Below are 24,893 nucleotides of genomic sequence, written 5' to 3' on the forward strand. Positions count from 1 at the left end.
TCGCAAATCAGAATTTGAAAAATTCAGTAAGTGATGCGCAGTATAGCCAGCCGCCAATGAAATAAAAGGACGAAAGAGCAAATAAACATGGAAAATCAGGCGTTTCCTGCCTGAGGCAACGCAAAAATCTGTGGATCAGCCGACCAAAGCCGGGTCATAGGTTCGGGCTGATGCAGGCTGTACCCCTGACCATAACGCACCCCAAACTGTTGCAGCCAGTAGACAGATTCCGGATCGGACACAAATTCGGCAATGCATTCTTTGCCCAGGCTCTGAGCAATCTCTGCAATGGCTTTCACCATGGCCCTGTCCGCACTGTCCAGTTTCATATTGCGTACAAAAGAACCGTCAATTTTGACGTAATCGACTTTCATATGTTTAAGGTAACTGAATGAGGACATACCTACCCCAAAATCATCGAGCGAAAAACGGCAGCCGATCTGACGCAGGTTGTTAATAAAACGGCTGGCACTGGCCATATTGCTGACCGCCGCCGTTTCCGTAATTTCAAAACAGATCTGATCCGGCCGCACTTTGGAGCGGGCAAAACGTTGTGAGATAGTCGCCAGCAACTGCTCGTCTCCCAGAGACAACCCGGACAGATTAATCGCGCATTTGGTCAGGCGGCCCAGATGTTCTGGCTGACGTTCAAGCTCCGTCATCACCCGGTCAAACACATAAGCATCCAGTTGCTGCATCAGGCCATGACGTTCTGCCAGCGGAATAAAAATAGCCGGGCTTATCCATTCACCTTCCGCACTTTGTAACCTCAGCAGAACCTCGTAATGCAGCTCCTGACAGTGCGGATCCAACGGCTTGATTTGCTGGTAATACAGCTGGAACTGCTGATGAGTCAGCGCCTGCTGCACTGTATGCAATAATTTCAGCTCAAACTGCCTGTGGTTCAGCTGCTCCATTTTGTCATGCACCACAAAATAACGGTTTTTACCGGATACTTTGGCCTGATAACAGCCGCTGTCCACAGCCTGCACCACACTGACCGCATTGTGGCCTTTGCCGGACAGCGCCATCACTCCAATGCTGGCGCCAATTTCAAACACATGCTGCTGCCAGACAAAACGGTATTCGCTGATCCGTCTGAGCAGGCTACGTAAGCGATCCTCCACCTGTTCGAGTGTCAAACCAAAATAAATCAGACAGAATTCATCACCGCCGACCCGGGCCAATACATCTTTTTCGCCCAAATCCAGCGCCAGAATACCGGCAATATGCCGTAACAGTTCATCCCCTGCCAAATGACCACAACTGTCATTCACCAGTTTGAACTGGTCCATATCGATATAACACAAACAACAATCGGCTCCTTTGGTCAGCAATTGCTCCAGTTGCCGGTTAAAGGCATACCGGTTCAGCAAACCTGTCAGTTGGTCGTGATCGGCCTGATACCGGATCTTCTGTTGCATCGCATGTTCAGCCGTCACATCCCTGCCTATACCTTCAATGGCGACCAGTTGTCCCTGGTCACCCAACACAGGGGCATCCCGGTATTCAATCAGCCGATGATCCCCGGCAGGCGTGCGGTATTCCACCAGGTAAGGTTCAGGCGTTTCTCCTCTGGCAATGACGGCCTGAGCCTGGGCCCGCTCTTCTGGCGCCTTGCTGATATAGTCCAGGTGGTGTTGCTGAAACTCTGCCGCTGAATAGCCCAGAATATGGCTGACACTTTCGCTGACAAACTCAACCTGCCAGTCACGTGACGCCCGGTAAATAAAATGCCCCTGTAAGCCTTCCACCAGACGGCGGTATTTGGCTTCATGGCTGGCCAGCAGGCGTTGTTTGCCCAAAGAATGGGTCAGGATCAGCGCAGAGATACAGGCGATAAAGACCCCGAGCAATAGCACCAGCACACTGATACTCAGGCCAACAGGTTGTGACTGCACCCTGAATAACCAGGGGCGGCCGGCAAACTCCAGCGGCTGCTCACTGACGCTGCGCTCGCTGAAAAACACATTGTGCTGTTTGACCAGTCGTTGTTCGTCCAGCACAGCAAAACTTAAATCGTCCTGCTCCAGACCACCGGTCAGCACGGTCAGAATTTGTGCCGTATCAAACACAGCCGCTATATAACCGTATTTGGCATGCTCCGACAGTACCGGCCAGATCATCAGGTTGTAGCTTCGTTCAGGCAACTGGATCAACAGGGCTTTTGCCTCACCTGCCAGCTTTGGCAAATCCTGTCTCAGCTCAGGCCAGTCGGCCACTGCAGTTTGCTCACGAAATTCTTTGTTGATGGACCACAAAAGGCTCCCTTGTTTGTCCAATAGCAGAATATCGGCAAAGCCCGGCAGCATGCGGGCAAGCGTGCGGGAACGGACATTAAACCAGTCGACGTGATTAAAATGGTTCACCGGCCAGCTGCCAATCAAATCCTGCATAGCCCTGACCCGGTCTGCCGAGAACACTTCCAGGTTATTGCCCACCTGCTGGGCAATGACAGCCGATTTCACTTCGGAGTTTTTCAGCTCCGCATAACGGATATAGCCGCTGAACAAAGCAGTCAGCAGCAAAACCACCAAGGCAACTAATACAGGAAGGTAGCGGGCTTTTATCATAACAGGCAGGCAAAAACACCAGGTGCTATCAGCATAAAGGGGATAAATGGCGTTTTTATGACAACAGCCAACACTACGGCGGTTGATGCGACCGGCGGCAGCGGATCTGAGACCAGGTTCAACAGGATAAAAAAAGGGTCTGTACAGACCCCTGAAACAGCATGCAACAAGCCTGTTCAGTTTGAAATAAACAGGTTGCAGCCTGATGACAGCCCGCTATCAGTTCGATGACATTTTTGCGCTGAGCAATTTGCGGACCGCCTGACCGACAGCTTCTGCCGACTGAGGGTTTTGCCCTGTAACCAGCCGCCCGTCCACCACCAAATGAGACTGCCATAAACCAGCCGCAGAATACAGACCGCCCCTTTGTGTCAACTCGTCCTGCAGCGAAAACGGCACCACCTTTTCCAGCTTGACGGCCTGCTCTTCCTCGTTACTGAAGCCTGTCAGATGTTTGCCTTTGATCAATAAATCCCCGCTGCTCAGACGAATATTCAGCAGTGCCGCCGGACCATGGCAAACCGCGGCGACAATACCGCCTTGTTCGTACAAAGCTGCCGTAAACTGCTGCACCGCCTTGTCCTGCGGAAAATCCCACATAGTGCCGTGGCCACCAGCATAGATCACAGCCTGGTAATTTTTCGGGTCCAGACCACTTAATTGCAGGCTGTGGTCTAACTTAGGCTGATGCGCAGAGCCCTGCTGAAACCACTGATTCACTGCATCGGTTTCTGACAGACTGCGTGGATCGGCTGGAGCCTGACCACCGGCCAGGCTGGCAATATCCACCTCAAAACCGGCATCTGTCAGCACTTTGTAGGGATGCGTGACCTCACTGAGCCAATACCCGGTTTTCTCCCCGCTGCTTCCCATCTGACTGTGGCTGGTTACCACGATCAGTACTTTGTCCGCTGCCTGAGTGGCAATACTGGTTGCGGTCAACAATACCGCCACAGCACTCGTCAGGTATGTGTTCATGTCATGCTCCTCCTGTTTTGATTGCGCTCAGTCTAGAGGACAGATAAATTCAGGTAAAATGAATTGATTCAATAAAAGCTATCAACTTTATGAATATTAGAACCCATGATCTGAACCTGTTGCTGCTGTTTAAAGTGCTGTACGAAGAACTCAACCTGACCAAAGCTGCGCAGCGGCTTCATCTGAGTCAACCCGCTTTAAGCCATCAGTTAAACAAGCTGCGTAAGGAATTTGGCGACCCTCTGTTTGTCCGGGCTGCCCGCGGCCTGACAGCAACTCCCAAAGCCCAATGGCTCGCCGCAGAGGTGCTGGCAGTCGTCAGTCAGGTGGAGCAGTTTTATCAAAATGCGCAATCGCCAGAGCTGCAGCGGCTGCAGCGGCAGATCCAGATTTACAGCACCGATTATATTGAACAGTTAGTGCTGCCTGAGCTGCTGCCGGTGCTCGCCAAGGAAGCGCCATTGCTGCAGCTGGTTTTTCGTAATACCCAAGGCCAGTTGCCTAAAACGGAGCTGGAGCGTGGCGACTGCGATTTGGCGATTGCAGGTTTTTATCAGGATTTACCGGCCACTCTGTTTCAGCAAAAGCTGCAGCAGGAACGTTTTGTGGTACTGATGTCGAGCAGTCATCCGCTGGCCAGAGAAAAGGAGATTTCTGTCGACAGCTATTGTCAGGCACGGCATCTGATGACAACTTTGACCGGTGATTTAAACGGGTTGGTCGATCAGGCGCTTGCAATACTGGGGTTAAAACGTCAGGTGGTGGCCGGGCTGTCCAGCTTTATGACACCAGCCACACTGCTGCAAGGCACGGATTTGTTACTGACCTGCTTAGAGTCCATTGCCGTAAAGGCCTGTGACACCAATGCAGCGCTGCAGATGCGGGCTTGCCCGGTTGAACTGCCGCAGATCCAGGTATCTCAGATTTGGCATTCAAGGACACAGGGCGATGTTGCCCTGGCCTGGCTCAGGCGGCAAATTCATCAGCTACTGACCAACCAGCCACAGAAAAATCGGGTTCGTCCCTGAACCCCTTCCTGCCATTTGTCAGTGCTCCCTTGCGGGGAGTACTGCGGATGCATACCAGCAGTATGCAAAAGTGGAGTTGTCAGCAGGAGTGCAATCAGGCTGACCTCTGAAGTCTAAGCTGTCTGGCTGTACCCAAACTGAACAGAAAGGCTGCCCCGCTGGAGCCTGCACCGATCGGCTATCAGCCCGGCGCTGCTCCATGCAAGGGATTTGTTGCCCAACCGAAAAAAATTAAAAATTTTTGTCACAGCAGCACAGGTTGCCGGCACTTGAAGATAAAGACAGCCTTTTTATCGTGAAATCAGACGGAGAGTACGGCCATGACAGACAAAACGATCACAGCGACAAACACCAACAAAAAACCAGGTTTCTGGACTCACCTTGCCATCAGCCTGACCATAGTGGCTGGCATGCTGGCTGGCAATCTCAAAGCAGAAGAGCGCCAGTTTGACGTAGAGGTTCAAGGCAAAGGGCCCGCGGTCATTCTGATCCCTGGCCTGATGTCAGACCAACGAGTCTGGCAACAAAGCGCCGCCGTACTGAGCCAGGACCACCAACTGCATCTGATCAATGTCAAAGGTCTGGGCCAGACCGCGAGCTCCGGGTATCAAGGCCCGTTGCTGCAAACCCTGACGGAACAGCTGGCAGACTACATCCGCCAGCTGAAACTGCAGCAGCCGGCAGTGATAGGCCACAGTATGGGCTCCTTTCTGGCGCTGAACCTGGCCAGTCAATACCCTGAGTTAACAGGTAAAGTAGTCGCCGTCGATGGTTTACCCTTCCTGGCACCAGTATTTACACAGAGCAACCAGACCAGTGCGGCCCAGATGCAGCCTCAGGCCGAGCAGTTAAAGTCGCTTTACCAGGCGATGAGTGCTGAGCAGCTAAAAGCCATGACCCAACAGGGGATCCATATTCAGGCCGTGACTCCTGCTGCGCAGCGCCTGGTGATGCAAATGGCAGCCAGCTCAGATCCGAAACGCACAGGTCAGTTAGTGGCCGAACTGCTGACCAGCGATATCCGGCCGCAAATGCCGGCCATTAAAGATAAAGTATTGTTTCTTGGCGCCAATGCCGGGCTGCCAAGCCGTGAACAGCAGGCACAGGCTGCCCGGCTATATCGGGAACAACTGGCGGGTATTCAACAGCTTGAGCTTGAATTTGCCCCCAGAGCACGGCATTTTATAATGCTTGATCAGCCCAGCTGGTTTCTGGCCAAAGTACAGGCTTTTTTAAAGGACTAACCCATGACAACTCTGACTCTGGAACAACGTCTGCTGCCCGACGTGCTGGCTGCCACACAAGGCGATATGCAGGCGTTCAGCCGGCTGATGCAACAAAGCCAGCGGACGGTCAGCAGCATAGCACTGGCCATTGTCAAAGACCTCGATGCCAGCGAAGACATTACCCAGCAAGTGTTTATTTATGCCTGGAAACAGCTGCGCAGTTTAAAGAATCCGGCCAGCTTTTTGCCCTGGTTGCGGCAAATCACCCGCTACCGCGCTTTTCATTACCTGCGTGACCACAGAGTGCAAAGCACGGAGCGCGGAGAAGAGGCTGAAGCTTTGCTGGAATCCTTTTGTGCCGGCGTGCAACTGGAACAGGACCTGGCCCGCGAGCAACAAAATGCACTGATTGCCAGCCTGATAGCGCAATTGCCAGACGAAAGCCGTGAAATAGTGCTGCTGTTTTACCGTGAAGAACAAAACAGCCAGCAAGTGGCACAACTGCTGGGCTTGACCGAAACCAATGTGCGAAAAAAGCTGCAACGGGTGCGCGAACTGTTAAAAGCCCAGTGGCTGCGTCGTGGGGGCGAAGTGGTGTGTTCCACGGCACCAGGACTTGGGCTCACCACAGCTGTCTGTGCAATGCTCAGCAGTGTGGCTCCGCCGGCTGCGGCAGCCACCATTTCCGGTCTGACCGTCAGCCAGAGTGGCTGGGGCAAATGGCTGTTCCTGCTCAGTGGCGCCATGCTGGGTGCTCTGGTGGCTGTGGTTGGTGTCATTTTGGGTATGCAGCAACCTATTAAAAATGCAGGCTCCGAGCCGCTGCGCCAGCAACTGCGTCAGTTGCGTAATCAGACTGTCGCCTGGGTGCTGCTGATGGGGCTGGCGCTGACGGCTGCCTACGAGCTGACGAGTGGCGCCCTGGCGCCGCTGTTGAGTTTTATACTGTTTTTATCCGGCCTTGGCCTGCAGCAGTACCGTATGTGGACACTGATAGCTCCAGGACTCAGGGAAAAAGCCCTGTTCAGTGCTGCGGGCAAACGCAGCCTGTACTGGCAACAACTGGGTTGTAGTCTGGGTCTGGTGTTGGGGTATGGCGCAGGTCTGTTGGGTATGGTGTATGGGTTGATGCAAAGCGGGCGCTGGTAAGCGCCCACTTTCTTACGCTGCTCAAGTCATCTGCGTCAGACGCCAGCTGTCTCTGAGCACCTCGTAGCCCGGAAACAAAGCACTCATTAACAAACCCCAACTCAAACCGCGTTCCAGTTGCAACACAGTCAGCAGACCGGCCAAAGGTTCATGCCGTGCTTCGAGCAATGGTTGCTGCCACAGCGGGAACTGCAACCCCAGCCAGAGCAAAAAAATCATCCAGCTGAAGTTAATCGCCACTGCCGTGCGCAGCATGGTTTTGTTCCACAAACGGCGCTGCAGCTGCCAGAAACAAAACACCACAGACAGAGCCATCACCGGGCTGAAAAACCAGAGCCATAACTGGGTTTGCCCATTAAACACCAACAGTACACTGTGCTGCTGACTGTCATTCAGCCAGACCGGCATAGTGGCCAGCACCAGCACAAAGATATAAGTTGCCAGATCAGTAAAAACATCACTTAACCGGATGTAACGCCAGGGCTGTTCCGCTTTGGGCAGTTGGCTTGGTTCCCACTGCAAGGCGCAGCGTGACGACAGGCTGCGTCCGTCCTGAGCCGCCAGCCAGAAGGATATCACGATGACACTGAAGGCAAAGCAGCCCTGACGTATCACATCTGCAAGCAGCTGAAACACAAAACGGAAGGGATCCGGATCAGTAAATACCAGCCGGGCCGAGGCCTCGACCACTTCGAACACAAAAATCACCCCTATGACCATCGCCAGCACATGCCAGAGCAGTGGCATATCTTCGGCCGCTACTAAAGCGCGGCTGGGCACAAATTGCCGGGCGACCCGGGCCGGGTGACCACATTGCTTTAACAAGTCACTCCATTCTTCCGCATTCAGCGCCCGCCCAAGCTCTTGTTCTTTTTGCTCTGCGCTGTCGAGTAAATTTGCTTTGAGCTCACGGCTGATCTCATCCCGTTGTTGTTCAGGGAGTTCACGCGCAACCGCACTCAGGTAACGTTCCAATAATTCCATCTTAGTCTGCCTCTTTAGTCAGGCTCAGTAGCGGCGACAATGCCGTACCAAGCTGCAGCCATTCCTGCCGCAGTTGTTGCAATAACTGCTGACCCTGCGAATTCAACTGGTAGTAACGGCGTTCCCGGCCTTCTGCCTGCTGCCACTCACTGTCCAGTAACCCTTGTTCCGCCAGGCGCCGTATCAGTGGATACAAGGTGCCTTCGTCAATGTCGATGCCGCCATCCTGCAACTGTTTGCGTAACGAATAGCCATAATGCGGTTGCTTCAACGACGCAAGAACCGCCAGCACCAGCACTCCACGGCGCAATTCCAGCCGCATTTTATCGAGTTGAGAAGTTGTCATACTTCGTGTTCCTTATACTGTGCGCCACATACTGTGCCGTACACAGCAAATACTATGCACCACACAGCATTAAAGCAAGATGTTTTGCGCACAAAACCACCAGAACAAGATAAGCAATTGAATTAAATGGAAATAAAAGAGAATACTTCAGGAGAGACTTGCTCGCCGATAACACAAACAGACAGGAAAAATAAGGTCCGGCCGAGACTAGAGCCGCAACAGAGTCAACAGCAGGATGGCACTCAGCAGTACGGCGATGCACCACCAGAGACGATCAGCTCTGCGGTATTCAGACCATCGTGTCACAACAAGGCCTGAACAGCTCAGGCAACAAAGCAGCATCCAGACCCCACTGATCACAGAAACAGGAGCCAGAAAGAGTGCAAAAAAAGTCAGCAACATTGGAGTGCCGCCTGCTGCGCTATGCGCAGAGGTAGCACTCAGTAAAACCCACCATAAGAGGCCACTGCCAAGCAATGCAGGTACTGAATATCGTAAGGATTGCAGCGACAGTATATGCATCAGTGGCAGTTAAGCACGGCGCCAGCTGGTCACGCCGGCTTTGTCTTCCAGAATAATGCCTTTGGCCGTTAAAGCATCGCGGGCAGCATCGGCAGCAGCCCAGTCTTTGGCGGCCCGGGCGGTGTTACGCTGTGCAATCAAGGCTTCAATTTCTGCCACATCGTCAGCACCAGTGCCGGCTTTGAGATACGTCTCCGCATCGCCCTGCAGAATCCCCAATACGCCCCCCAGGGTTTTCAGCAACGCCGCCAGTTCAGCAGCTTTGGCCGGATCACCCGCTTTTTCTTTATTGATATCACGCGCCAGTTCAAACAATACAGGCAAGGCCAGGGCAGTGTTAAAGTCATCGTCCATTGCCGCTTTAAAACTGGTGACATAGCTGTTGTTTAAATCCACCTGTACGGCAGGTGTCACCTCACGCAGCGCCGTGTATAAGCGGCCTAAGGCGGAGTGCGCCTGCTCCAGGTTTTCTTTGGAGTAGTTCAGCTGGCTGCGGTAGTGGCTGGAGATCAGAAAATAACGCACGGCTTCGGCATTGTGCTCAACCAACACATCTTTAACCGTAAAGAAATTGCCCAGCGACTTGGACATTTTTTCTTTATCCACCTGGACCATGCCAGTGTGGATCCAGGTATTGACATAAGGCGTGCCATGGGCGCAGCAGGACTGCGCAATTTCGTTTTCATGATGTGGAAACTGCAAGTCTGAACCGCCACCGTGAATATCAAAATGGCTGCCTAAATGTTTGGCGCTCATGGCCGAGCATTCGATATGCCAGCCCGGACGGCCTTCGCCCCAGGGCGACGACCAGTGGGGTTCACCAGGTTTGGCCATTTTCCACAACACAAAATCCAGCGGGTCGTCTTTGGATTCGTCCACTTCCACCCGGGCGCCGGCCTGCAGCATCTCGAGGTTTTGCTGACTGAGCTGACCATAAGCTTCGTATTTGCTGACATCAAACAGCACGTCACCGTTTTTGGCGACATAGGCGTAGCCCTTGGCGACCAGGGTGTCGATCAGCTCAATAATTTCCTGCATATGGGTGGTGACCCGCGGCTCGATATCGGCGGGCATCAGGCCCAGCGCATTAAAATCATTGTGCATCGCCACCGTATACCGGGCCGTCAGTGCGTCACAGCTTTCGCCGTTTTCATTCGCACGTTTGATAATTTTGTCATCGACGTCTGTGATATTACGCACATAAGTCACGTCATAACCGCTGAAACGCAGGTAACGGTTCATCACATCAAAAGCGACATAAGTACGGGCATGGCCGACGTGACAGAAGTCGTAAATAGTAATGCCGCAGACATACATGGATACCTTGCCGGGCTGTAAAGGAACAAAAGGCTCTTTTTTACGGGTCAGGGTATTAAAAATCTGCAGCATGGGACTCCTCGGTGACTTCATCCGGTTGAAAACGCGATAGTGTAACACTGCACTTTGGAGTGGGCTATCCTCCAGCAGCCGCCAATCGGATGTTTTGTGAAAAGCACCAGCTGCGCTACACTAGCGGCACTTTTATCCGAAGGAGTTTGTGATGGTCCGTTTGCACACCAATTATGGCGTTATTACCCTGCAGTTATTCGCTGACAAAGCCCCGGCGACTGTGGAAAACTTTTTAAGTTATGTCAAAGACGGTTTCTACGACAACACCATTTTCCACCGTGTGATTAACGGCTTTATGATCCAGGGCGGTGGTTTTACCCCAGAGATGGAACAAAAAGACACCCAAAAGCCAATTAAAAACGAAGCCAACAACAAAGTGTCGAATAAAAAAGGCACCATCGCTATGGCGCGCACCAGCGATCCGCATTCGGCCACCTGTCAGTTTTTCATTAACGTGGCCAACAATGACTTTCTGGATTTCAGCTCAGAATCCTCTCAAGGCTGGGGTTACTGCGTCTTTGGTGAAGTGGTCGAAGGCCTGGATATAGTCGATAAAATCAAAACTGTGGCTACAGGCCGTAAATTTGGTCACGCTGATGTACCGGTCGAGCCTGTGATCCTTGAAAAGGCTGAAATCGTCGGTGAATAAAGGCTCAACGAATAGCCGTACGCTATTTATTGCCGATTTGCATTTAAGCGCTGAGCGGCCCGATATTACGGCCGCTTTTTTGCGTTTTATGCAGCAGGAAGCGCCGCAGGCCGATGCGTTGTATATCCTCGGCGACTTGTTTGAAGTCTGGATTGGTGACGACAACCCTGAGCCCTTATTGACCCAGGTTGCCAGCGCCACCAAGGCCCTGGCGGACCGGGGTGTGCCTGTGTATTTCTGTCATGGCAACCGCGATTTTTTGCTGAAAAAGCGTTACGCCGCTAAAGCCGGTATCACCCTGTTGGCCCCGGCCACAGTGGTGGATTTGTACGGCCACCCCACCCTGCTGATGCACGGAGATTCACTCTGTACACTGGATTTGGGTTATCAGAAATTCCGCTCATGGTGGAACCAGCCCTGGTGGCAATGGCTGATCCTGGCAACACCTCTTTGGTACCGTCAACACCTGGCCCGCAAAGCCCGCCGCGTCAGTGCTAAGGACAAAGCCGGTAAAAGCAGTGACATTATGGATGTGACACCAGACGAAGTGCCGAAGGTGATGGACATGTATGGCGTTCAGCGCCTGATCCACGGTCACACCCACAGGCCTGCAGTGCATCAGATTCTTCTCGCCAATGGCCACAGCGGCCAGCGCTACGTGCTTGGCGATTGGTATCAGCAAAGCTCATATCTGGAAGTGAGCGCAACAGGCTGGCAGCTGCATTTTTCCGCCCTGCCCGATTAAAGACGGCATCTAAGCTTGAGGTTCACTCTGGCCGCAAGTTCAGAGCCTGTCAGCGACAGTCCGCCCTGAAAACGGAATTCGCTATCCGGTGTCTGAATCAGCTCGGCTTCAGTAACAGCACCAATGATTATTTGATCGATTAACGCGGCCGGTCCATCGGTACAAAGGTGTTTAACCATGCCTTTGGCATAGCGGCCTGCATGCAACTGCTGGTAATTAATACCACGTTGTTTCATCCGCTCAATGAACTGCTCAGAATGGAGGTTCTCTTCATTTACTAAGCGGCCATTGTTGCGAACGCATCTTGGTTTAATGGGGCTTTCGGCAAAGAATTCAGTGCTGAGGTTAACGCTTGATTTTCTAAAAAATCATCTTCAAAAAAACTGCCTTCTGCTACGCCAATACATTGGTAGCAATCCAGGTTTGGCATCCGCTGTTTTTGCCCTTTCGGTAAACAATAACGCCGGATCAGGCGATGCGCTGGACCTTGAAAAAACGCAAGGGCTATCTGGCCGCGGAGTTCCATGGTAGCCCCCCATCATTTAACAAAGGCTTTACTTACAGGAATGAGCACAGCAGAAAAATCATCGACACCGCAAACCACTTCCACTAATTTGTGCTTAGGCATTCTGTGTGCAGGGGTTTCTCTTGGTTGAAAGATAGCCTGATGGAGAGGGCCGTTAGTTCAAATTTTCTTATCCCGAGTTCAGGTTTATTAGGATGGATAATTGATGACTAAAAAAACACTGGCAACCTATTTAACGCCTGCAATTTTGTTAATTGCACTTGCGGTTGTCGGCACCAAGAGTAAGGACGCCACTTCTGCAGCCGGAGTGACAGCCCCGGCAACTTCTGTGCATTTGCCGGCGGACGAATCGTCATTGGTTAGCACCAATCGAGAGCAAAAGGCGCCTGCCCCTGAAGTAGCAACCTCAGCCACTGCTGCAGACCTGCCTGCAGAGGCGTCTTCATCCACGGACAGTGTCGGCATGAAAAACGTTGCTGGAGAAAAATCTGACCTGGGCAGCGAAACGAAACAAAGCCATCAAGACGGTTCGATATCCCTTGATGAAATCATGAGCCGGGCCACTACCTCCACGGTTCAAACTGTTTTCCCTGAAAATGATGAGTTGGATTTCGGCAAAACAGCCACCCTCAATCAGCTTTTGGATGGTCTTGATAAAGAGGCTCAGGGGTTACACGTCTTCAGTGCTGAGTGCTACCAGGTATTAAAAGAATGCCGGGTGCATTACCTGTCGGAACATTCCCTAACCTTGCAGCTTATGGCGACCATGGACGGCATGAGCTCGATCGCTGACCATGTGACGGAGTCGGGTGACACGATACTGATTATTCGATTCCACCCCGTTAAATGAGAGCGAAGCCTGGTGGTTGCGATTTCAGCCCTGGGCCAGGCAGGGTTCAGCCAGAATGACGGCGCGTTCATCAACAAAATAAGGCAGATTTTCGCAGCACGACCATCTTCATCCCAGTAAAATCAAGGCTTCCAAGCATTTACCTGTGGTGATAAAATTCTAGAAAAATGAGTGTTTTTGAAATGCAGTTCGACGCCAAGCTCCTAGAACCTATCAACCTGTTTTTACAATGCCCCACTCCTCACGAGTGGTTAAATGAGGCGTCCAAACCTGAACGGCTGCCCATATTGTTGCAGGATCATTTGGTGTGCGAGCTAAAAGCCGCGCAAACTGCCATGTATCTGCTGCGCAGATACGCCTGCAATGATGAAAGTTCAAGGCATCTGTTACAGTGGTTAAAACCATTTGAGGATTTCGCCTACCGCTTCGAAGGCAATCTGGACGATCTGAAAAGTGCGGAAAAGTTGAGCAAATCCATTATTGGCCGGTCGGACTTTGAGCATTCGGATCTGATTATCAGCAAAATGGTGCTGTTGATCCGGGAGGAGTTGCATCATTTTTGCCAGGTGCTGGAAATCATGCGCGATCGCGCCATTCCCTATCAAAATATCACCGCGAGTCGTTATGCCAAGACCTTGATCCAAAACTGCAAAACTCACGAGCCACAGATTTTTATCGACAAGTTGATTTGTGGCGCCTACATCGAAGCCCGCTCCTGTGAACGCTTCGCCGCGTTAGTCAATTTTGTCGACCAGGAACTGGCCGAGTTTTATGTGTCATTATTACGCTCTGAAGCCCGGCATTTCAGCGACTACCTTGAACTGGCGCAAACTATTTCCAAAACCGATACCTCTGCACGGGTCCGCTTTTTTGGTCAGCTGGAAAGCACACTGATTTCAGAACCAGACACCGACTTTAAATTCCACAGTGGTAAGTTTACAGGCTGACGATTCGCTGCAGCCATTTGTCCCGGCAGCGTTCGTTTTCAGCTTCACCAAGCAGGCAATATGTCAGGCAGCCCCCCAATAAACTGACAGTTGCTTACGCTTCCCCCTACCCGACCTGGGGCTTTTGCTTTTATCTGCGGCAAACTTGACGAACCGCTTTCTGTTGACCATAACAAAGATAAGGGTACTTGCTGTTGCCTGTGGTCACAACGTAGTAGACAAGGATAAAAACGATGATTCTGAATCACTTATGGGGACTGTATGCCCATCCCAAAGAAGAATGGCATACCATAGACGAACGTCACGAAAGCTTTAAATACAGTTTAATTCATATCCTGTTGGTCGCTTTAATTCCATCCTTTTGTGCTTATTATTCTGCAGTCCATATTGGCTGGAGCATTGGTGTTGGTGAACCGATTAAATTAACGGCGGACAGCGCCATGATGCTGTCTGTCGCTATGTATATCGCCCTCATTGCCGGTGTATTTGCCTTGGCCTATCTGGCGCACTGGATGGCGCAGACTTTTGGCGCGGACCCCACCTACACCCAGACGCTTGAGCTTTCGGCATACACATCAACACCACTTTTTATGGTCGGTGTGGCGGCTTTTTACCCTGAGCTCTGGTTTGTCATGCTGGTGGGTCTGGCTGGTTTAACCTATTCGGTGTATCTGTTGTATGTGGGTGTGCCTATTCTGATGCACATTCCGGAAGAGCGCGGCTTTATTTATGCCAGCTCAGTGGTCACTGTTGGCCTGGTTTTACTGGTCTGTGTACTGACCGCTACCGCTATTCTTTGGAGTTCGGGTTTCGGCCCGGCCTTCACTCACTAGGCAGGAAGGACAAGGAAAAAAGGGTAGCTGACGCTACCCTTTCGTTTTTTTAGGTCTGATGTCAGACTTAATTACTGCCTTCGTTATGCAGCTCCAGACTGGCGGTCAGCTCAGCCTGTTTTTTCTTTTTTGACGCTTCGTTACGCTGTGCGTCCAGACGGTTCAAATAAGCCTGGTCGATGTCGTTGGTCACATAAACCCCGTCAAACACCGAAGTTTCAAAGCGCTTCAGCTCTGGGTTTTCTGAGCGTACAGCATCCACCAGATCCTCCAGCGACTGAAAGATCAGACCATCAGCACCAATGATTTTACAAATGCTGTCAACATCATGACCGTGAGCAATCAACTCATTGGCAGACGGCATATCAATGCCGTACACGTTCGGAAAACGGATTTCCGGTGCTGCTGACGCGAAATAGACTTTTTTCGCCCCAGCTTCACGGGCCATATCGATGATTTGCTGAGACGTGGTACCACGTACAATGGAGTCATCCACCAGCAACACGTTTTTACCTTCGAACTCCTGCCAAATCGCATTCAGTTTGCGTTTGACTGACTTTTTCCGCTCGGTCTGGCCCGGCATAATAAAAGTCCGGCCAATGTAACGGTTTTTCACATAGCCCTGACGGTACGGCAACCCCAACTCGTGAGCAATTTGCAATGCAGCATCATTGGAAGTTTCAGGAATAGGGATCACCACATCAATGTCCAGATGGGCCCATTCTTTTTTGATTTTCTGCCCCAGCTTTTTGCCCATGGCAACACGGGAAGCGTAAACCGACACATTGTCGATGGTTGAATCCGGCCGGGCAAAATAGACGTATTCAAAAATACAAGGCGCGTAACTTGGGTTTTCAGCGCATTGTTGGGTAAAGAGCTCGCCACCTTCCGTGATATACACAGCTTCACCCGGTGCCACGTCACGCATCACGGTAAAACCGTCCGCATCCAAGGCCACACTTTCCGAAGCCACCATGTATTCAGTGCCCAGCGGCGTTTCGCGTTTGCCCATCACCAGCGGACGAATACCATTCGGGTCACGAAACGCCACCAGACCATGACCAATCACCAGGGCCACGACCGCATAACCACCGCGGATTTTGCGGTGCAAGTTGGCCACAGCTTTAAAGATATGATCAGGGCTGACATGCATATCGGCATGTTTTTCCAGCTCGTAGGCAAAAGCATTGAGCAGCGCTTCGGAATCGGAGTTGGTATTCACATGACGGCGGGCATTACGGAACAAATCGTCTTTCAGCTCGTCTGAGTTGGTCAGGTTCCCGTTATGCGCCAGCGCAATCCCAAAAGGACTGTTGCTGTAAAACGGCTGAGCCTCGGCGGTGCTCGCAGTACCTGCGGTAGGGTAACGCACATGGCCAATACCAATATTGCCGGATAAACGTTGCATATGGCGGGCTTCAAATACGTCTTTGACCAGACCCAGCGCTTTACGCAGACGCAGCACATTGTCGTCCACTGTGACAATACCTGCGGCGTCCTGACCTCTGTGTTGCAGTACTGTTAATCCGTCATACAGGGCCTGATTGACCGGATATTTACCTACGATACCAACAATACCACACATCGTTTATTTCCTCGTCAGAGTTAAGGTCGTTGCATAAAACTGGAGTTGCTTTTCAGGTACTCAAAAAACCACTCAATAATAAAACCAAATTCGGGGATTAGCCGGGAGCTTTGCCACCATTGACTTTGATCGGCCATGGTAAAAGCGTCCAGAAAGAACAACAGCGCACTGACAATCAGCACACCTCGTAAGGCGCCAAAAACCAGACCCAACACCATATCGGTGCCGGATAAGCCGGTAGACTGGATCAGCTTGCCAATCAGGTAATTCAGTAAGGCCCCGAGGATCAGGGTGCAGATAAATAACACTGCAATAGACACAGCGTTGCGGACTATAGCGTCCTGTAAATCGGTGAAGTAGCTGGCCAGATAAGGGTAGTAATAGCTGGCCACAAAAAACGCCGCTATCCAGACAATCAGAGAAATGGCCTCTTTGGCAAAACCACGGACCAGGCTGATCACGGTTGACAGGCTTATCACTGCCAGAATGGCATAATCAATCCAAACCATGTGCTACCAAAGGATGCTTGAAGACGGCGCGCATTCTATCAAAAGGCGCGCCGCAACGCCTAGTTATTTTCGATGGGTTTAAAAGGACTGAGTTTCAGTCCTTTCACGCCTGTCAGCTGTTCAAGCTCAGAGAGCCGGCTCTGCAGCCGGTCTTTTTTCAGCTCAGGGCCAACCACCACACTGGTCATACTTTGCCCCTGACTGTTGGTACTGGCGCGGGTAAAGGTGGTAAAACCAGCCTGCTTCAGCTTGCTCACCAAAGCGGCCGCGTTGTCACTTTTACTGAAACTGCCCACCTGAACAATCCAGGCGGCGGCATTCAGCGCGGGGTTCCCTTTGGGTTCTGGCACTGCAGTTTGCGCCAGACTCGCTGCCGGCTCTGTGCTGGTTTGTTCATCAGCCTGTTGAACAGCAGCCTGCTCCATTGTTTCTGGCCCAGGTCCAAGCGGATTCACTGGCTCTGCCAGCATCTGGGCTGTATCGGTACTGGCTTCGCTGCCCGCGGCCCCTGCAGTGACCTGAGCGAAATCCTGAGCCGGTAACGTATCCAGCGCGGGCCGGTCGTCAGGAACATTGAGCAGCTCTTGTTGTTTTTCGGCCAGCTGCTCTTTGGTAAACACCTGCTCCTGCTGCACCGTCGCAAACTCAGGACGCTGTGGGATGGCTTTAAACTCTTCCCGTACTATCTGCTTTTCACCATCGAGCAAATCAGGCAAAAACACCACGGCAGCAATCACCAGAATGCTGCTGCCTATCAAGCGGTTTTTCAACGCGCTGTTCATACTTCTGTCTCCATTTGCAGCGCCAAAACTGCCGATACTGTAACAAAAGAGCCGAAAATCACCAATAAATCATCTTGTTGTAATGTGCTGAGCGCCGAATGAAAACCGGCTGCCAGATCGGAATAGCAGTGCAGCACTGAATCATCGCTGAATACAGCTGCCAGTTGTTCTGCACTGGCCCCACGCACACCTGGCAAAGATACCAGATGCCATTGGTCTATTTTGCCAGCAAAACACTGCAGGCTTTGGTGGATATCTTTGTCCTTCAGCATCCCCACCAGCGCATGCACAGTGTGGTACTGGCCCTGAAGCTCAGCCAACTGCCCGGCCAGATAAGCAGCAGACTGCGGGTTGTGCGCCACATCCAGCAGAATGGCCGGTGTTTTACTCAGCCATTGCATCCGGCCTGGCAGGCTTAATCTCAGCAGTACCCTTTCCACCACACCGGCGTCCGGTAAAGCGTCAAGCAGCTCCAGAGCCATCAGTGCAGCGGCTGCATTGGCCTGAGGCACGGCCGGTTTGGGCAATTGCAGTAACTGATGACGGTCGGACTGCCAGTCCCATAACTGGCCTGAACTGAACCTGTACTGCTCACCTGAACGCCACAGCGGGGTTTGCAGTGCCTGTGCCACATCCAGTACGGACTGCGGCACGTCGGTTTCCAGCACAACAGCCGGAACCGCAGGACGGAAGATACCGGCTTTTTCCCGGCCTATGCTGGTGCGATCCGGCCCGAGAAACTCCTGGTGATCCAGGTCGATGGTGGTCAACAGGCTTAGATCCGGTTCAATAATGTTGGTCGCATCCAACCGCCCGCCAAGCCCCACTTCAATCAGACAGAAATCCGGCTGTTGCTGGCACAGAATAAAAAAAGCCGCCAAGGTGGTGAATTCAAAATAGGTCAGCTCAATGTCGCCACGCAAACGCTCAATGGCGGCAAAGGCCTCCACCCAGATGGGGTCAGCCACGTCCTGGTCATTCAGCCGCAGCCGTTCATTAAAACGCACTAAATGGGGAGAACTGTACACACCCACAGAAAACCCCTGCGCCAGCAATAATTGCTCCAGAGTCCGGGCTGTGGTGCCTTTGCCATTGGTACCGGCCAGCAGAATTTTTTTTCCCGGCAACTGGTGTAAACCGGCCTGTTCAGCGACCTGACGGATGCGGGCTAAACCCAGTTCAATCTGATGTTGCGGATGCTTCTGTTCGATATAATAAAGCCAATCGGCCAGCGATGGCGACGATTGGCTTAACGGGGAAAGTACGGTCATAACACCTTATCAGGCGACTCTGTGCTCCTTGGCAGGCGCAGGTAATCGCATAAATTTTGCTACCAGACGGGCAATTGTATCGCGCATTTGCCGGCGGTCAACAATCATGTCGATGGCACCATGTTCCAGCAGGAACTCGCTGCGCTGGAATCCTTCCGGCAGTTTTTCCCGTACCGTCTGTTCAATTACACGTGGGCCGGCAAAACCAATCAGCGCACGGGGTTCGCCAATATTAATGTCACCCAGCATTGCCAGGCTGGCGGATACGCCACCCATGGTCGGGTCTGTTAATACCGAGATATAAGGCAAGCCAGCTTCGCTCAGTTTGGCCAGCGCCGCACTGGTTTTGGCCATTTGCATTAATGACAACAAGGCTTCCTGCATCCGCGCACCACCGCTGGCAGAAAAACAGACAAAAGGAACTTTGTGCTCTAAGGCGTATTCCACACCTTTCACAAATTTGGCTCCAACCACGGAGGCCATCGACCCGCCCATAAAGGCAAATTCAAAGGAGGCCGCTACCACAGGCATGCCATGCAAGGAACCCCGCATCACCACCATGGCATCTTTTTCGTTGGTCTCTTTTTGCGCCGCCACAATACGGTCTTTGTATTTTTTACTGTCTTTGAATTTCAGTAAGTCCTGTGGCTCCAGTTCGGCAGCCAATTCCACGGCACTGTTGGTATCAAAAAATTGGGTCAGGCGGTCGCGGGCGCTGACGCGCATATGGTTATCGCATTTAGGGCAGACACCCAGGTTACGGTCTAATTCAGCTTTGTATAAAACAGCGTCACAGGAGGTACATTTGGTCCACACCCCTTCAGGAATATTGCGACGGGCAGATGACGATGTTCTGGGCAGAATTTTCTCTAACCAACTCATAACTGTTCCTTGGTCTGACAGCAGGCTCAATGGCCTGCCTGACATTATTGTGTAAAAAAGCGCCGAACGTGCAGCAAACGGCGCCTATTAAAGCATAAAGGTCAGGAAGAAAATACAGCTAACTGGTCTTAGTTGTCGGGCAGAAACAACGGGCCCAGCGGCATCCTGGGGATGGCAAAATGGGCAGGATAGTCCACATCAACTAAATACAAACCTTCAGCCTTGGCCGTGGCTGCCGCGAGGTTTCTATCTTTGGCGGCCAGTAATTCCGCTATCCACTCTGGCTTTTGTTGGCCTTTGCCCACTTCCAGCAGACTGCCGGTAATGTTACGCACCATATGGTGTAAAAACGCATTGGCTTTAATATCCAGCACTATATAGCTGCCAAACCGGCTCAGATTCAAATGGATTAAGTTACGAAACGGGCTGTGCGACTGACATTGAATGGCGCGGAACGACGAAAAGTCATGCTCACCAAGTAAATACTGCCCTGCCTGGTGCATCAGTTCCACATCCAATGACTGATGGTAATGGCTTAAGCCGGCACCTAAAATGGCTGGCCTGTATTTGTGGTTGTAAATCACGTAACGATAACGGCGGGCTGTGGCCGAAAACCGGGCGTGGAAATCATCTGACACGGGTTGAGCCCAGCGCACTGCTATGCCAGGCGGCAGGTTGGAGTTGGTGCCCATCACCCAGGCTTGCATATCACGTGTCGCATCGGTATCAAAATGCACCACCTGGCCTGTGGCATGCACACCGGCATCCGTGCGGCCGGCACAAAAAGTTTCAACCGGATGGTTCGCCACTTTGCTTAACGCCGCTTCCAGATGCCCCTGCACACTGGGCACTTCCCGCTGTCGTTGCCAGCCGAACAATGAACTGCCGTTGTATTCCACACCCAAGGCGATACGCATACTCTCTCCTCTGCTTCGGGCCGCAAGTATACCTGCGTCAGACCCGGACCAGAACAGAAAATTACGACTCCAGTTGCTGCTGCAGTTTCACCACTTCAGCCCGGACACCTTCCGGCAGCTCGTCTGCGGCCAGCAGCCTGTCGATCAGTTGCTCAGCGCCTTCCTGCTCACCAATTTCCAGGTAAGCACGGATCAGATCCAGGTCCGCCCCATAAATCTGTTCCATCGGGTCAACTTCGCTCTCCTGCTGTCCGGCAATAAACTCTTTGTAGTCTTCAAGCCCAACATCGACGCTCAGCGACGCCGGAGCACCTTCAGTGACGTCCTCTGTATCATCAGACTCTTGCAGCAGACTGTCCAGCTCCAGCAAGCTTTGATCCACATCGACCAGATCGCCGCTTAAGCTGCCGGCTTCTGCTGCGGTGTCCAGCTCTAACTCGGCTAATACTGCCGCAGCTGTATCTTCATCCTGTGGTTCGTCAAGTTGTGGGTCTGGTTGACTGACATCGGCCAACAACTGATCAAAATCAAGGTTTTCCAGTTCATCCAGCTCATTCTGCGGGGCAACAGGCAGCTCAGGTTCGGACTCAGCATCGGTTACCTCATCAGACTCTGATACCGGATCCAGCTCAGCCCCTGGCAAAAAATCCGATTCAGTCTGCAGCTCTTCGTCCTGCTCTTCAACAAAGTCATCTCCCAGTTCCAGCTCTGGGTATTGCTCCAGTACCTGACTGGGTTTCTCTACAGACAATGCGGCCTCAGACACCCGACTGACCGTCGCGTCTTCAGAACCGTCCAGGTCTGGCATTGGCGCCACAGCCACTTCATCGCTCAGGCTTTCAGACAACTCCTGCCAGCTTTGGCTTTCATCTTCAGACAGTAAATCATCTGCCAGCACTGTGTCGTTTAACAGCTCGTCGCTGCCATCCACCTGGTCCGTCAGCTCCTGATGGTCGGCATGAAACTGTGCAGGCATCTCAGTGGATGAGCGTTCTTCGTCATTAAGCAGTAACGCAACATCGTCCGGCGTTAAGGGGTAATCATCCTCGTCAAATTTAAGGCTGCCACTACCCGAGTTTTCCAGATCTGCACCTATGGCATCAGGCGCATTCTCAGAGGCGACTTCAGTGGCCGGCTCCTGCGCTGACTGCAAATCGGTCGGTGCGCTTATATCCGTGTCATAGTCCGATTCATTTTGCAGCGCAGCCTCGCTGACTGACGACCCGGCTTCTGCAGCGTCCATCTGCTCTGTCAGAAATTCAGTGTCTGACGGCTCAGGTGACACCGCTTCATCGTCAATCTGTGCTTCCTCAGGCCAATCGGCTGTCAGCTCTTCATCCACCAACGATTCAGCAAATTCGTCCAGTTCAGTGCTGTCAAACTGGGTACTTTCAGACAATAATTCGTCAGTTTCGGACCCCGCGGCCAGTTCCAGTTCCTCTGCCAGCACCAGCTCTGGCCCGACTTCATCAATCACCAACGGCGGTTCGGCCTGCAGTTCTTCCAGCAGTGAATCAAAATCAACTTCTTCCACCTCGTCCGGCTGAAGTGGCGGACTACGGACCTCTTCAGGCTCCAGATCATCCAGTTCAATTTCTTCAATCAGCTCGTCATCCGCCGGAGGCTCCTCAGTGCTCTGCGCTGCTTTTTGTTTTTCTTCAGTGGCCAGTTGCTCCGCCACAGCCTGCGCAAAAATGTCATCGGCCGATTCATCCAGACTGTCGTCTTCCAGCAAGGAACTTAAGTCTGTACCGGAGAGAATATTGTCGGGATCGAAATCTGCACGGCCGCCTGGCGCTTCAGGTGTAGCTTCGTCCAATAAGTCATCCAGCAACTCATCATCCAGGTTACTGCTGCTTAATAAATCTTTGGTATCGAGCAGCTCGTCATCATCGAGCAGCACATCATTAAAGGATGATCCCTTGGCTGAACCCAGCAGATCATCGGACAAATCCAGTGGGTCATCATCCAGCCGGACACCGGATTTGGCCGAATTGCCAAGCAGAGACTCGTCCAGAGTCATCAGGCTGCTTTCATCAAAGTCCAGGCTGTCATCCAGCGGAGGGAGTGGCGATTTGTAATGAGGGTCCTGCTGGGGGGCCGCCGTGGCTGCAGTCACTACATCTTCGGTGTGGCGGGTCCGACGCTTTAACCAACCGAGCACCAGCGTTAATATCACCAACACAGGCAAGGTACCGATCAATACCCAACTCAAACCACTGTCGGACACTTTTTGCCACCAGCGGGCAAAATTAAACCCTTCCTGTTCACGGGCAATCTGGGCTCTTTGTTGTTCCAGCATCTCGGTTTGCTGTTGCACCAGCATTTCCAGTTGCTTCTGAATTTCGCTGTCTTTGTCAACTTGTGACTGCACCTTCAGCAGTTGCTCTGTCAGGGTGTCGAGTTTTTCCTTCAGGGCCGTATTGTCAGTCAGTACGGTTTCAACCGTAGCATTGGACTCTGCCAGTTTTTTCTGCAGCTCGACCAACTGCTGTTTTTGCAGCTCTTCCACCCGACTCAGTTCAGTTTTTATTTCATCGCGCGCTTTGTCCACATCCTGCTGCCGGGCTGTGACCAGACCTTCCTGCACTTTGACTGCAGCCGCAGCACGCACACGCTGCGCCCAAATCCTGTCATCTTCTTCAGACTTACGTTGTGCCTGTGCGGCATCCACCGCCAAAATTTCGTCAATGGTTGGGATACTCAGAAAGGAGCCATGATTCAGGTGATTAAAGTTGTCATCCAGGAAAGCATCGGGATTTTTCATAAAGATGGCATACATCACCTGGTACATATTCAGACCAGGATGAGGCCGCACCTCTTCGGCAATACGCCAGAGCGTATCGTTGGCTGTCAGGGGCCCAACCCTGCTGCGTACAGGGTTTTCCATGTTTTTGGGGCCTTTGAGCCGCACCGGTGTCTCGACCTGAGCGGCCGCGCCAGAGACCAGACAAAAAAACAGAATAAACAGCCCGACTAAACGCATTGATGATCCCTTAAGGCTCCGATTGGACATTTTGTCCTGCAAACATTGTTCCACAACAAAATACTAAACCAGTTAACCGGCCTAAGCCATGCTTATGTTCTGGATTATCGGCAGATTTTTCAGGGGCTTGAATCAGGAAATAGTGGCAAAAAGAACAAAGGCCCGGTCTGGGCCTTTGTCATCAGGCAGGATCAGAGGTAATCCCGGATCAGATGTTCGGCAATCTGAATACTGTTGGTCGCCGCCCCCTTACGAATATTGTCAGCCACCACCCACAGATTCAGACCATGCTCATGGGTATAATCTTTGCGGATACGACCGACAAACACCTCATCCTGACCTGCAGCATTTTCAACCTGAGTCGGATAATCAGCATCCTCTTCCATCAGGACCACACCAGGGGCATTGGCTAATAAAGCTTTCACCTGTTCCACACTGATAGGGTGACGGGTTTCAATATGCACAGCTTCCGCATGGCCATAAAACACCGGTACCCGCACCGCGGTTGCATTCACGGCAATGCTGTCGTCACCCATAATTTTTTGGGTTTCCCAGTGCATTTTCATTTCTTCTTTGGTGTAGCCATTGTCCATGATCACGTCAATTTGCGGAATCACGTTAAAAGCAATCTGACGGGCAAATTTGCCGTTGGATTCCAGCGGACGGCCATTAAGCAGCTGCGCAGTTTCAGAAGCCAGGGTTTCCACCCCTTTCTGACCGGCGCCGGCCACAGACTGATAAGTCGCGACATTAATACGGCTGATCCCCACAGCATCATGGATAGGCTTTAACGCCACCAGCATCTGAATGGTTGAACAGTTTGGATTGGCAATAATATTGCGGTTGCGGTAATCCGCAATAGCATGCGCATTCACTTCCGGCACCACCAACGGGATATCGGCTTCATAACGGTAGTGGGAGGTGTTATCAATGACGACACAACCGGCTTCCGCCGCCCGGGGGGCGTACACTGCCGACACACTGCCGCCGGCTGAGAACAGGCCAATTTGCACCTTGGTCCAGTCAAAGGTCTCAGCATCCAGCACTTCTACCTGTTTACCTTTAAAGGTGACAGTGCCACCGGCGGAGCGCGCGCTGGCCAATGGGTACAAGTTATTTACCGGAAAATTGCGCTGTTCCAGAATGTCCAGCAGATGTTGACCTACCAGACCTGTTGCACCTAAAACAGCTATATCGTATTGCTGAGCCATTGGAT

23 protein-coding genes are annotated in these 24,893 nt (G+C 52.1%); 8 read left to right on the forward strand and 15 right to left on the reverse strand.

Annotated elements, in window-relative coordinates:
* Positions 1-95: 95 nt before the first annotated feature.
* Together WKJ04_RS12345 and WKJ04_RS12350 are read right to left on the reverse strand one after the other, a co-directional pair.
* On the reverse strand, positions 96-2,573 hold the full coding sequence (locus WKJ04_RS12345; protein WP_337880685.1) for an EAL domain-containing protein: 2,478 nt from the start codon (positions 2,571-2,573) through the stop codon (positions 96-98).
* Between the two features lie 219 nt (positions 2,574-2,792).
* Complete coding sequence (locus WKJ04_RS12350) at positions 2,793-3,551, reverse strand: type 1 glutamine amidotransferase domain-containing protein (RefSeq protein WP_337880686.1); 759 nt, start codon at positions 3,549-3,551, stop codon at positions 2,793-2,795.
* A gap of 89 nt (positions 3,552-3,640) precedes the next feature.
* Between WKJ04_RS12350 and WKJ04_RS12355 the strand changes: the two genes are divergently transcribed.
* The 3 genes from WKJ04_RS12355 (at position 3,641) to WKJ04_RS12365 (ending at position 6,954) form a co-directional block, all read left to right on the forward strand.
* On the forward strand, positions 3,641-4,579 hold the full coding sequence (locus WKJ04_RS12355; RefSeq protein WP_337880687.1) for a LysR family transcriptional regulator: 939 nt from the start codon (positions 3,641-3,643) through the stop codon (positions 4,577-4,579).
* 320 nt (positions 4,580-4,899) lie between these two features.
* The gene (locus WKJ04_RS12360) at positions 4,900-5,823 is read left to right on the forward strand and encodes an alpha/beta hydrolase (RefSeq protein ID WP_337880688.1); all 924 of its coding nucleotides are present in this window, start codon (positions 4,900-4,902) and stop codon (positions 5,821-5,823) included.
* 3 nt (positions 5,824-5,826) lie between these two features.
* The gene (locus tag WKJ04_RS12365) at positions 5,827-6,954 is read left to right on the forward strand and encodes a sigma-70 family RNA polymerase sigma factor (RefSeq protein WP_337880689.1); all 1,128 of its coding nucleotides are present in this window, start codon (positions 5,827-5,829) and stop codon (positions 6,952-6,954) included.
* A gap of 21 nt (positions 6,955-6,975) precedes the next feature.
* On the opposite strand, the gene WKJ04_RS12370 is transcribed toward WKJ04_RS12365, so the two are convergent.
* The 3 genes from WKJ04_RS12370 to cysS form a co-directional block, all read right to left on the reverse strand.
* A complete protein-coding gene (locus WKJ04_RS12370) occupies positions 6,976-7,938 on the reverse strand; it encodes a hypothetical protein (protein WP_337880690.1) in 963 nt (320 codons plus the stop codon).
* A gap of 1 nt (position 7,939) precedes the next feature.
* Entirely contained in the window at positions 7,940-8,284 is a 345-nt protein-coding gene (locus WKJ04_RS12375; protein ID WP_337841178.1) for a helix-turn-helix transcriptional regulator, read from the reverse strand.
* A gap of 531 nt (positions 8,285-8,815) precedes the next feature.
* Entirely contained in the window at positions 8,816-10,195 is a 1,380-nt protein-coding gene (cysS, locus tag WKJ04_RS12380; protein ID WP_337880691.1) for a cysteine--tRNA ligase, read from the reverse strand.
* Between the two features lie 151 nt (positions 10,196-10,346).
* Between cysS and WKJ04_RS12385 the strand changes: the two genes are divergently transcribed.
* Positions 10,347-10,844, forward strand: coding sequence for a peptidylprolyl isomerase (locus tag WKJ04_RS12385; RefSeq protein ID WP_337841182.1), 498 nt, complete (start codon positions 10,347-10,349; stop codon positions 10,842-10,844).
* Entirely contained in the window at positions 10,837-11,589 is a 753-nt protein-coding gene (locus WKJ04_RS12390; protein WP_337880692.1) for a UDP-2,3-diacylglucosamine diphosphatase, read from the forward strand. The genes WKJ04_RS12385 and WKJ04_RS12390 overlap by 8 nt, the downstream gene beginning before the upstream one ends.
* Here WKJ04_RS12390 and miaE (WKJ04_RS12395) read toward each other — a convergent pair.
* Entirely contained in the window at positions 11,586-11,903 is a 318-nt protein-coding gene (gene miaE / locus WKJ04_RS12395; RefSeq protein ID WP_337880731.1) for a tRNA isopentenyl-2-thiomethyl-A-37 hydroxylase MiaE, read from the reverse strand. The genes WKJ04_RS12390 and miaE (WKJ04_RS12395) overlap by 4 nt on opposite strands.
* Entirely contained in the window at positions 11,867-12,115 is a 249-nt protein-coding gene (locus WKJ04_RS12400) for a hypothetical protein (RefSeq protein ID WP_337880693.1), read from the reverse strand. The genes miaE (WKJ04_RS12395) and WKJ04_RS12400 overlap by 37 nt, the downstream gene beginning before the upstream one ends.
* 205 nt (positions 12,116-12,320) lie before the next feature.
* Between WKJ04_RS12400 and WKJ04_RS12405 the strand changes: the two genes are divergently transcribed.
* The 3 genes from WKJ04_RS12405 to WKJ04_RS12415 all read left to right on the forward strand — a co-directional run bounded on the left by WKJ04_RS12405 (position 12,321) and on the right by WKJ04_RS12415 (position 14,745).
* Positions 12,321-12,965, forward strand: a complete 645-nt coding sequence (locus tag WKJ04_RS12405) for a hypothetical protein (RefSeq protein WP_337880694.1) — start codon at positions 12,321-12,323, stop codon at positions 12,963-12,965.
* A 182-nt stretch (positions 12,966-13,147) separates the two neighbouring features.
* Entirely contained in the window at positions 13,148-13,912 is a 765-nt protein-coding gene (gene miaE / locus WKJ04_RS12410) for a tRNA isopentenyl-2-thiomethyl-A-37 hydroxylase MiaE (RefSeq protein ID WP_337880695.1), read from the forward strand.
* Positions 13,913-14,145: 233 nt separating this feature from the next.
* Positions 14,146-14,745: a Yip1 family protein gene (locus WKJ04_RS12415; protein WP_337880696.1), complete on the forward strand. Its 600-nt coding sequence runs from the start codon at positions 14,146-14,148 to the stop codon at positions 14,743-14,745.
* Positions 14,746-14,812: 67 nt separating this feature from the next.
* Here the strand turns inward: WKJ04_RS12415 and purF are convergent, their stop codons facing one another.
* From purF to WKJ04_RS12455, 8 genes are all read right to left on the reverse strand, one after another.
* Positions 14,813-16,330 (reverse strand): amidophosphoribosyltransferase, encoded by a 1,518-nt coding sequence (gene purF / locus WKJ04_RS12420; RefSeq protein ID WP_337880697.1) that lies wholly within the window; start codon positions 16,328-16,330, stop codon positions 14,813-14,815.
* A 20-nt stretch (positions 16,331-16,350) separates the two neighbouring features.
* The gene (locus tag WKJ04_RS12425; protein ID WP_337841189.1) at positions 16,351-16,839 is read right to left on the reverse strand and encodes a CvpA family protein; all 489 of its coding nucleotides are present in this window, start codon (positions 16,837-16,839) and stop codon (positions 16,351-16,353) included.
* Between the two features lie 59 nt (positions 16,840-16,898).
* The gene (locus WKJ04_RS12430; protein WP_337880698.1) at positions 16,899-17,621 is read right to left on the reverse strand and encodes an SPOR domain-containing protein; all 723 of its coding nucleotides are present in this window, start codon (positions 17,619-17,621) and stop codon (positions 16,899-16,901) included.
* On the reverse strand, positions 17,618-18,892 hold the full coding sequence (folC, locus tag WKJ04_RS12435; protein ID WP_337880699.1) for a bifunctional tetrahydrofolate synthase/dihydrofolate synthase: 1,275 nt from the start codon (positions 18,890-18,892) through the stop codon (positions 17,618-17,620). The genes WKJ04_RS12430 and folC overlap by 4 nt, the downstream gene beginning before the upstream one ends.
* A gap of 9 nt (positions 18,893-18,901) precedes the next feature.
* A complete protein-coding gene (accD, locus tag WKJ04_RS12440; RefSeq protein WP_337880700.1) occupies positions 18,902-19,774 on the reverse strand; it encodes an acetyl-CoA carboxylase, carboxyltransferase subunit beta in 873 nt (290 codons plus the stop codon).
* Between the two features lie 128 nt (positions 19,775-19,902).
* Complete coding sequence (truA, locus tag WKJ04_RS12445; protein WP_337880701.1) at positions 19,903-20,691, reverse strand: tRNA pseudouridine(38-40) synthase TruA; 789 nt, start codon at positions 20,689-20,691, stop codon at positions 19,903-19,905.
* Positions 20,692-20,752: 61 nt separating this feature from the next.
* Positions 20,753-23,677 carry a FimV/HubP family polar landmark protein gene (locus tag WKJ04_RS12450; protein WP_337880702.1) on the reverse strand — a complete coding sequence of 975 codons (2,925 nt, stop codon included), beginning with the start codon at positions 23,675-23,677 and terminating at the stop codon, positions 20,753-20,755.
* 191 nt (positions 23,678-23,868) lie between these two features.
* Entirely contained in the window at positions 23,869-24,888 is a 1,020-nt protein-coding gene (locus WKJ04_RS12455) for an aspartate-semialdehyde dehydrogenase (RefSeq protein WP_337880703.1), read from the reverse strand.
* Positions 24,889-24,893: the final 5 nt, after the last annotated feature.

Origin of the sequence: Rheinheimera sp. (genome assembly GCF_037442345.1) — a bacterium.
GTDB lineage: Bacteria > Pseudomonadota > Gammaproteobacteria > Enterobacterales > Alteromonadaceae > Pararheinheimera.